This is a genomic window from Mesorhizobium sp. CNPSo 4688, from assembly GCF_057784295.1.
Map to the genome: position 1 here is coordinate 1 of NZ_JBWLUY010000052.1, position 7,835 is coordinate 7,835.

7 protein-coding genes and 1 pseudogene are annotated in these 7,835 nt (G+C 60.2%); 1 reads left to right on the plus strand and 7 read right to left on the minus strand.

All coding sequences use genetic code 11. The features are described 5' to 3' along the window. Nucleotides 1-219, minus strand: a pseudogene (locus tag AC04SH_RS34240) (AraC family transcriptional regulator); the annotation flags it as partial. 138 nt (nt 220-357) lie between these two features. On the opposite strand from AC04SH_RS34240, the gene AC04SH_RS34245 reads away from it, so the two are divergent. Beyond that, the gene (locus AC04SH_RS34245; RefSeq protein ID WP_142869304.1) at nt 358-1,431 is read left to right on the plus strand and encodes an ABC transporter ATP-binding protein; all 1,074 of its coding nucleotides are present in this window, start codon (nt 358-360) and stop codon (nt 1,429-1,431) included. Nucleotides 1,432-1,595: 164 nt separating this feature from the next. Here AC04SH_RS34245 and AC04SH_RS34250 read toward each other — a convergent pair whose 3' ends face one another. From AC04SH_RS34250 to AC04SH_RS34275, 6 genes are all read right to left on the minus strand, one after another. Beyond that, a complete protein-coding gene (locus AC04SH_RS34250; RefSeq protein WP_488578034.1) occupies nt 1,596-2,438 on the minus strand; it encodes a carbohydrate ABC transporter permease in 843 nt (280 codons plus the stop codon). After that, entirely contained in the window at nt 2,435-3,319 is an 885-nt protein-coding gene (locus AC04SH_RS34255; protein WP_352589928.1) for a carbohydrate ABC transporter permease, read from the minus strand. The genes AC04SH_RS34250 and AC04SH_RS34255 overlap by 4 nt, the downstream gene beginning before the upstream one ends. A 58-nt stretch (nt 3,320-3,377) precedes the next feature. Further along, nucleotides 3,378-4,652: an extracellular solute-binding protein gene (locus AC04SH_RS34260; protein WP_488578035.1), complete on the minus strand. Its 1,275-nt coding sequence runs from the start codon at nt 4,650-4,652 to the stop codon at nt 3,378-3,380. A 114-nt stretch (nt 4,653-4,766) separates the two neighbouring features. After that, nucleotides 4,767-6,272, minus strand: a complete 1,506-nt coding sequence (gene arfA, locus AC04SH_RS34265; protein WP_488578036.1) for an arabinosylfuranosidase ArfA — start codon at nt 6,270-6,272, stop codon at nt 4,767-4,769. A gap of 104 nt (nt 6,273-6,376) precedes the next feature. After that, nucleotides 6,377-7,303: an ArsR/SmtB family transcription factor gene (locus AC04SH_RS34270; RefSeq protein ID WP_192247587.1), complete on the minus strand. Its 927-nt coding sequence runs from the start codon at nt 7,301-7,303 to the stop codon at nt 6,377-6,379. A gap of 242 nt (nt 7,304-7,545) precedes the next feature. Further along, nucleotides 7,546-7,835, minus strand: a 290-nt coding sequence (locus AC04SH_RS34275; protein WP_488578037.1) for a helix-turn-helix transcriptional regulator, incomplete at its 5' end; no start/stop codon positions are given.

The window sequence follows — 7,835 nt, forward strand, 5'->3', positions numbered from 1 at the left end:
CAGGCCGACGAGCTTGGTGAAGCGAGCTGAAAACGCCGAGCGGCCGAGCCCCACGCGCTGCCCCAGTTCGCCAAGGGTCCAGGGTTGATCCGGCCGTTCGTGGATCAGCTGAAGTGCGGGTCCTATATGCGGGTCCGCCATAGCCCCCATCCACCCGCCTTCTCCTGATACGAGAGACTTGATCCAGCTTCGCAGCACCTCGACGAAGAGCACTTCTGTCTCCAAACGTCGTGAATGGGACCGACTGCAGACGGTCGGCTTTTGGCAAGATAGCTTGGAAACCTTGTGCCGTAGCTCCCCACGTTCCTTGACATCGGGTATTTATCCGAAATTATGGAGGAAAGAAGGATCGCAGGCATGACGGGAATCGCGCTGTCCGGCGTATCAAAGCACTTTGGCGCAGTCGAAGTGATCCGCGAGGTTAGCCTGGACATTGAGCCAGGAGAGCTGGTCGTGTTTCTCGGCCCGTCCGGTTCTGGCAAGACGACGCTGCTCCGGATGATCGCCGGTCTCGAAAGCATTGACGAGGGCACGCTGACGATCGACGGGGTGCGCTCGGAGAACCTGGCGCCGGGCAGGCGCAACGTTGCGATGGTCTTCCAGAACTATGCGCTTTACCCACATATGACAGTCGCGGAGAACATGGCCTTTGGGCTGAGGAACATTCGGGTCGCGCCGGATGTTATACGCCAACGGATCGCTGAGGCTGCGCGTATCTTGGAGATCGAAGCGTTGCTCCACCGACGGCCGTCGCAGCTCTCCGGCGGGCAGCGCCAGCGCGTGGCCATCGGGCGTGCGATCGTCAAGGAGCCCAAGGCATTCCTGTTCGACGAGCCACTCTCCAATCTGGACGCGGCGCTTCGAGCTCGTACACGCGTCGAGCTTGCCGAACTGCATCAGCGTTTGAAGTCGACGATGATCTACGTCACCCACGACCAGGTGGAGGCGATGACCCTCGCCGACCGTATTGTTATCCTCAACGATTGCCGGATAGAGCAGATGGGAAGACCCGACGAGGTCTATGCACGTCCGGCATCGCGATTCGTCGCGACCTTCGTCGGGTCTCCAGCGATGAACATTCTACCTGTTACGGTTTCAGGCTCAGGCGACAGGCTCAAGGCGCGCTTGACAGATGGATCGCTCGTCGAACTTCCTGGCGCGCCGGTCAACATGGATTGGCGCGAACTGGGAGTGCGGCCGGAATCGCTGACTGTCGTCTCCGAGGGCAGTGAAACGTCCGCCACGGCCACGGTTGTCGAGCGCCTTGGCGAGCGAACGCTCGTCTATGCGCGGCTCGCTGATGGGACGCAGGTTACAGCACAGGATCGCGGGCTCTCGAGCGTCAAACCGGGCGACGCCGTTCGGCTGAAGTTCGACACCGCCGCCCTCCATCTTTTCGCCGCGGACGGATCGACCTGGCACGCGCGCTGACCGGGCCTGAATCCGCCGACCGGGGTCGTGCCCCCTGGCATTGCGCTTCGCTTGCGGGCCGAGGCTAGAGCGTTTCACCGTTTCACGGAAAGGCGAACCGCTCTATCTCTTTGTTTCTACGCAATTCCGGACGGAAAACCGCACACACTTTTCCTGGAATTGCTCTAGCCCTTGATGCCTGCTGAGAGCGTTATCGCTTCGGTTACTCGGCGCTGGAAGAAGAGGTAGGCCAGTGCCACGGGAAGGCCGGCCAGTACAGCTGCCGACAGCTGGCGCGCGTAGTAGACGCCGAAGGCGTCATTGACCTGCGTGATGCCGACGGTGATCGTCATCATCTCGGTGCGGGTCACAGAGAGGAACGGCCACAAAAACGCGTTCCACGTCCAGATGAAGCAGACGATCGACAGCGCCGTCGTTACCCCCCAGTTCATCGGCACGTAGATTTTGAAGAGGATCCCGAATTCAGACGCATTGTCCATGACCGCGGCCTCACGGAAGTCCTTCGGGACCTGATCGAAGAATTGCTTGTACACGATGATGATGACGGGGTGGATGAGCTGCGGCAACATGATTCCAGCCCAGCTGTTGAGCAGGCCAAGGTTGGCGACCAGCACGAAATGATTGATGATCAGCGCCGAAGTCGGCACCATGAAGGAGGCGAGGATCAGCCACCATAGCGCGATCCGCCCCGGGAACCGCAACTGGGAGATCGCGTAGCCGCACAGCATCGAGATGAAGATGGTGATGACCGTTACGCCGACCGCGACCACCACCGAATTGACGTACCAGGTGCCGATCTGTGTGGTGGTAACGGCGGAAATATAGTTCTCCAGCGTCGGCGTCTCCGGCCAGAGTTCGATGTAAGGCCGGACGACTTCGTCGTCCGGTTTGAGCGATGAGATCACACCCCAATAAAGCGGGAATGCCCATAGGATGGCCCAGACGAGCGTCAGTGCCGTGATTATCCCGCCCCAAAAGTTCCAGCGCTGCGCAGCCATGGCGTTCATCGGCGCCGCCTTTCGGCGAGCCGGAGCAGCTGGAATTGCAGGACCGAGACGACGACCACAAGCACGAAGAGGGTGACGGCGACAGCCGCTGCCCTGCCTCCCTGATTCTGCTGGAAGGCCTTCTGGAAGACGTAGTAGACGAGCACCATATTGTCGTTCGGCCGGCCCCCGATCGAGAACAGATAGACCTGATCGAAAATCTTGAGCTGCAGGATGAGTTGGATGGTCAATACCAGCGAGGTGATCGGCCAAAGCAGTGGCCAGGTGATACGCCGGAACGTGGTCCATCGCGTCGAGTTGTCGAGCGCAGCGGCTTCGTAGATCTCCACTGGTATGGACCGCAGTCCGGCGAGGAAGAGGAGGATCGAGAAACCTGCGGTCCACCAGATCGTCACTCCGGCCACCGCCGGCAGGAACCAGGCGCGCGACTTAAAGACCGGTACGCGCGGGATTCCCAGCCAGTCCAGCACATGCATCGCAATCCCGAACTGGAAATTCAGCGTCCAGTCCCAGATCAAATAGACCACGGACACCGGCAGGATGTAGGGCAGGAAGAACAGCGCCAGCACGGTCGCCTGGAACCGGCCCTTGAGGCGTGACACGCCAAGCGCGATCAAAAGGGCGATGAGTGTTCCCGGGACGACCGTCATCAGCACGAAGTAGGCGGTGTTCCAGACCGCGCGCCGGAACATCGGGTCGTTGTCGAGCCGCAGGTAGTTGTCGAGACCAACCCACCGACCCTCGCCGATCAGCGGCGCATCGGTGAAGGAGATGCGAAACATCTGAACCGTCGGATAGACGAACGCCAGCAAGTAGATCGCAAGGAAGGGAGCGACCAGCACCAGCGCTACAAGACGTTCAGTTCGGGAGTTGCGAAGCATGGCTCTTCCTCAAATATGGCTGGGACCGCCCTGGGCGGGGCGGTCCCAGCCTTTGAGCCTACATGCTGTTCAGCTCTTCCTTGATGGATTTCACCGCCTCGCCCGGGTCCATCTCTCCATTGAGGGTCGGCACGAAATAATTGGACATGATGTCGAAGATCGGCCCGGCGACACCGGCCTTGGGCGACTTCGGATCGAAGATCATGTTGGCCGTCAGCGTCGAGTAGGTCGCATTGGGCTCCATTGCCTTGTATTCCGCCGTCTCGGTGACTGGCTTGTAGGCCGGGATGTGGCCTGCCGTGGCCCAGAAAAGCGAGTGCTTGTCCATCCATGAGATCACCTCGAGAACGATGGCACGCTTTCCAGGGGTGATCTCCTTGCCCTTGTTCTTCGGGATCGCGAACGAGTGGCTGTCCGCATAGGTGCATGGCTTGTCGAAGATCATTGGGATCTCGACAGCGCCCCAGTCGAACAGCTTGCCTTGCTTGGCGAGGTCAGTCATCGTGGGAACTTCCCAGACGCCGTTGATCATCATTGCGGCCTTGCCCGAGGTGAATAGGGCGACGGTTGCGGGATAGTCCGTATAGGTCGACTGCAGTCCAGCTTTCGTCCACCCTTGCAGAACCCCCAACGCTTTCGCCAGCTTTTCAGCGTTGTCGCCGGCGAGGAACTCGTTGCCCGTCAGAAGCTCGCCACCTTGCTGGCACACCAGCGAGTAAATGGTGCGGTACATGAAGTTGCCGTCGGCGGTGACGCTGCCCAGCGGGAACTCGACGCCGGCGTCCTTCAACTTCTGCAGTGTCGCGGTGAATTCCTCCTTGTTGCCCATGCCCACGGGACGACCGTCGTCGCCGAGCACGCCAGCCTTCTTCAGGAGGACGCGATTGTAGTACAGGACGATTGGATGGGTATCGAGCGGCACTGCGTACTGCTTGCCGTCGACCGTCACGGCGCCCATCGTCGTCTGGGCAAAGTCCGAGGCCGAGAGGCCCATCTTGCTCATGTCGTCGGCGGTGATTTCTTCGAGAATATCCTGGCTCACCGCCAAGGGGATGCGGCTGGCATGATAGGTCATGACGTCTGGCGCCTCTCCGACCGCGGCCGAGGTCTGCACCTTCGCGTAGAAGGGCGTGCCCCACTCCAGCGTCGTGGCGTCGATCTTGATCTTGCCGGCGTGGGCGGTGTTGAAGTCGGTGATCATCTGCTTCATGCGCACACCGTCACCGCCGCCGAGGAAATCCCACCATATGACGGTTTCTTCAGCCTGGGCCGCGACGGCCCAAAATCCTCCGGCCGCAACCACCGCTATGGCCATTATCCTGCGAAAGTTCATCTCAGCTTCCTCCCGAGTACGGCGGTTAGATCCGCCTTGAACGTTTCAATGCTACACCAAACCAAACCCCCTGCAACGGATTTTACGGTATATATCTGATAGTCGGATATTTACTCAGAGTGTCACACGCACCATCGAGTAAGAGTGCGGCGGCAAGTTCAACGTCATTCCCTTGCTGCTGAGCGCTGCCCCGTTGCCTTTGACCGGTGATACGTTGTCCGGCGCGTCCTTGGTGTTGCAGGCCTCGAGATCGTCATGACGGATGATCGTATGCTCGATGGATTTGGCGGCGAACCGCTCGAGGGCGACGTCGGCCTCTATCGTCTCGGATCCATGCCGGTTGATTGCGAAGAAGGTCAGCGTGCCGGCGTTCGAATCATGCACGCCTGCAATGTCGAGCCATGGCACCTTGTCGGCCGCGGCCGCGTCGTAGGTAGGCACCTCGACCGCGAGCTGCAGCGCGGTGCCGCGGCCATGCTTGGAGGCCAGCATGAAAGGCCAGTAGATCGTCTGCCGCCAGGCGGCGCCGCCGGGATCGGTCATGATCGGCGCGATAACGTTCACCAGCTGCGCAATGCAGGCGATGCGAACAATATCCGATCGTCGGATGAAGGTGTTGATGATGCAGCCGACCTGCAGCACGTCCTCGAAATTGTAGATGTCTTCCAAAAGCCTCGGCGCTTCCGGCCAGTCCCAGGCGCGCATACGCTCGGCGTCCAGCTTGCGCTGATGGTACCAGACGTTCCACTCGTCGAAGGAGATTTTCACGTCCCGCTTCGAGCGGGTCTTGGCCTTCACGTAGTCGATGATGCCCGCGACCGTGCCAATGTAGCGGTCGAGCTTGGCTGGAAGAGCCAAATATTCGGCCGTATTCTTCTCGTAATTCTCGAAATACATGTGGAGAGAGATGTAATCGACCTGCTCGTAGGTCGCCTCCAACACTGTTGCTTCCCACTGCGGATAGGTCGGCATATTGGAATGCGACGAGCCGCAGACGACCAGTTCCACTGTTGGGTCGAGGCCGCGCAGCGCCTTGGCGGTCTCGTTGGCGAGATGGCCGTATTCGCTCGCTGACTTGTGGCCGACCTGCCAGGGACCATCCATTTCATTGCCGAGACACCAGAGGCGGCAGTTCCAGGGCTGCGTGCGTCCGTTCTTGGCCCTCAGGTCGGACCAGTAGCTGCCGCCCGGGTGGTTGACATATTCAACGAAGGCCCGCGCCTCGTCGAGGCCGCGGGAACCGAGATTGACAGCTAGCATCATCTCGGTGCCGGCTTTTTCGGCCCAGTCGGCGAATTCGTGGATTCCAACCAGGTTCGGCTCCGTGGTGCGCCACGCAAGATCGAGGCGCCGCGGGCGGTTCTCCTTTGGGCCTATGCCGTCTTCCCAATTGTAGGCGGACACGAAGTTGCCACCCGGGTAACGGCAGATCGGAGTGTCGAGCGCACGCACCAACTCGATCACGTCCTTGCGCATCCCCTCTGCGTCCGCTTGCGGATGTCCGGGCTCATAGATGCCCGTATAGACCGCCCGGCCAAGATGCTCGAGAAACGAACCGTAAAGACGTTTGTCGATATCCGCGACGGCGTAGGCCGCGTTCGCCGTGACTCTGGCTTTCATGATCCCTCCCACTGCGGACTATCAATCCGACTTTCCGGTTTGTATCCGGGTCGTGGGTCAGTTAAGGGCGGAGTTCATCCGCCCGTCAAGGGTCCAGTATGCTCTCAAGCCTTGAGCAGGCGCAGAACGATGTCGTTGCTGTAATTGCCGAAGCCGCTACCGAAGATGTTTATACCGCCGGGGTGACGCGCATCTTCCTTCACGCCGATTCGTATCCGGATCGAGCGGTGCCGCTCGAGTTCCAGATCAGCCAGCGAGCATTTGGAAACCTTGTCATCGCCCCGATAGGTGCCGTTATTCGTGACGCGCCAGTGTACGAGGTCGCCATACTGCGATCCGGCTAGCTTCCACCAGCCGGGTGTATGCTTGCCGCGCTTGTCGCCATAGTCGGCGGGCGCCGTCCAGGTATCTATCTCGTGTCCGTTAATCGCGACCGTGATATCCGATGGCCAATCCTTCGAGGTGCCCGGCACCTCGGACGAAAGCTCCATCGCCAGCTCCAACCCGCCGACTTTGGCATTGGCAAGCGTCGCATTGTTGGGAAACTGGTATTCGACGAAGCCGCGCGTGAACCACAGCAGCCCAGCCCGCATACGGTCAGGATCGAGGAAGGTGTCGGGCACATCGAGAAGTCCGATGACGCCGTCCTTTGAACACAGGCCGCAGGGGGCGGAAACTTCACATCTTGTGTAGAGTCCAAGTGGCATCGCCACTTCTATGACGCCGAGATCCTGCGCCGGGGTGCGATCCTTAAAGACGACAACCAACTCGGAGAAGGTCGAATAGCAGACCTTCTGGCTTCCCTTGCGCGCCTTCTGTGATTTCGTCTCGATCAAACCGACATCGACAAGAACCTGGATGTTTGCGGAAATTGTCGATTGCGGAAGACCCAATTCTTCAGCCACCTGATTGACGTTTTTCGGCCCCTTGCGGTGCAGCAGATCGAGAATCCGGACCCGGACCTCGCTCGCAAGGCTCTTCAACAAGTCGAGCCGCTCAAGCGGATCGACAACCATGATTTCATTCGACATATGGCCCGCACTCGTCACACGGGTTATGTATCAGCAGATCAGATACAGATAAAGCCGGTGACAGTTCTGAATTGAACCGCGTAGAAACACCCGATCGAAATTTTTCATCGACAGCCGGTCTGATCCTCGACATCTCCACCAACCGCGGAAGATCACGAACGGGACTGGCCGCGGCGAGGGCCGACGAAAGCTCCACGCCGCCGTCCGCGAAATTGCCGAGATCGGCGGCCGCGGCCTCGAGGTCAGTCGGCGACTTCTGCTTCCAGCACCGCCCCTCGCCCCCGGCCACCGACAGACCGGCGCGCTGCTCGATAACGGCCGGGCGACAGGCCGTGATGTCGTTGGAACAGCTTGGAAAACGCGGCCGCGGTCTCGTAGCCGACACGGGTCGCAATCCGCGCAATCCCCTCGTCGCTTGTTTCGAGCAGAAACGCGGCCTCCGACATCCGCCGTGCGATCAGATAGCGGTACATGGACAGGCCGACGAGCTTGGTGAAGCGAGCTGAAAACGCCGAGCGGCCGAGCCCCACGC

Excerpts from the sequence above, each read along its gene's own strand:
- AC04SH_RS34250 (WP_488578034.1), bottom strand. The coding sequence starts at position 2,438 with ATGAACGCCATGGCTGCGCAGCGCTGGAACTTTTGGGGCGGGATAATC.
- AC04SH_RS34245 (WP_142869304.1), top strand. The coding sequence starts at position 358 with ATGACGGGAATCGCGCTGTCCGGCGTATCAAAGCACTTTGGCGCAGTC.
- AC04SH_RS34260 (WP_488578035.1), bottom strand. The coding sequence starts at position 4,652 with ATGAACTTTCGCAGGATAATGGCCATAGCGGTGGTTGCGGCCGGAGGA.
- AC04SH_RS34255 (WP_352589928.1), bottom strand. The coding sequence starts at position 3,319 with ATGCTTCGCAACTCCCGAACTGAACGTCTTGTAGCGCTGGTGCTGGTC.
- arfA (WP_488578036.1), bottom strand. The coding sequence starts at position 6,272 with ATGAAAGCCAGAGTCACGGCGAACGCGGCCTACGCCGTCGCGGATATC.
- AC04SH_RS34270 (WP_192247587.1), bottom strand. The coding sequence starts at position 7,303 with ATGTCGAATGAAATCATGGTTGTCGATCCGCTTGAGCGGCTCGACTTG.